The following is a 1071-nucleotide window of genomic DNA, read 5'->3' as shown; positions in this document are numbered from 1 at the left end:
TTGAAGCAGATCAAATTACTGCTTCAGCTTGTTCCGGATTTTGCAACACATCTATTACCTTTAAAGTATAAGGATGAGAAAGAGACTTTTCTAATATTTGGTGCAGACTCTTGAGAGTCCGCTCAGTGCCAATATTGTTACCCGATACAAATAAGCGAAGAACAGACCCTTGAACTTTTGGTTTTTCTAGTTGTAGGTCGAGACTGGAGGTCAAAAATTTCTCTGGAGTTGAATCCAGATTAACCTCTTGCTGCTCAAGATGTACAACAAGGTCATGATTTTCCCAGAGTTGAGAAAACTGGTCGTAATAACTAGCAATTACCATTGGATTACAAAATTCCTCTGACCAAGGAGCAGGTTGCCAAATCAAGTCATCAGTCTTAAAAATGGCATTAAGTAATATCTGATATCTTAAGACTGGAGCATAAGCTTCAGCAGAAACTTGGACTTTTTGAGTGCGATGGTCTAACCATTTATCAATAGTTGCAGTGTATCCTGGTATTAAGAAATGAGGTGGTTCTGATAACCCCAATATTTCTTGTAGCTCTACACAGAGGTGTAGATGCCATCGATTTTGTTTACTTGGGTCTATACAATAAATTAAATCTCCCCCAGGTGTAAACAAGGCAATACCCTTGAACAACAGGGGAAATTTTACTGGAGCTGGTTTCAAGAAAATCAATTAGGATCGACTACAGACTTTTGAGTTTTTCCATTAAACTCAACTGCTTAAGGCATTAGCTTAACTTAAAACTGTACCCTTAACTTATACTCTAGTTCATCCTGAGAACTTAAAATTTAAAACTTCACAATCTTTTTAAATTCTACCTCGTAACATCATAGCCATTTCATTTGGGTAAGGAGATTGATCTATTGCTGTTTCTTCTGTAATTCGACCTTCTTGGTAAAGCTCAAACAAAGACCTATTCATAGTAATCATACCTTCATAAGTATCTTTGAGCATAATTTGGTTAATGTCTTCATACTGGTCTTTAATAATATATTCCTTAATTACATCAGTATTAATCAAAATGTCATGGTAAGCGGGCAGCTTTCCATGACATTTTGATA

General features: G+C 36.0%; 1 protein-coding gene and 1 pseudogene. Both read right to left on the bottom strand.

The window, feature by feature from the left end:
* Positions 1 to 10: 10 nt before the first annotated feature.
* Positions 11 to 643 carry a circadian clock KaiB family protein gene (locus F6K13_RS34475; RefSeq protein WP_287290143.1) on the bottom strand — a complete coding sequence of 211 codons (633 nt, stop codon included), beginning with the start codon at positions 641 to 643 and terminating at the stop codon, positions 11 to 13.
* A gap of 174 nt (positions 644 to 817) precedes the next feature.
* Positions 818 to 1071 (bottom strand): annotated as a pseudogene (locus tag F6K13_RS34470) (type IV pili twitching motility protein PilT); the annotation flags it as partial.

The sequence above is a fragment of the Okeania sp. SIO2B9 genome, from assembly GCF_010672505.1.
Classification (GTDB): Bacteria; Cyanobacteriota; Cyanobacteriia; order Cyanobacteriales; family Microcoleaceae; genus Okeania; species Okeania hirsuta.
Note: the sequence above shows the minus strand (reverse complement) of the source record. Positions and strands in the feature narration are given on the sequence as shown.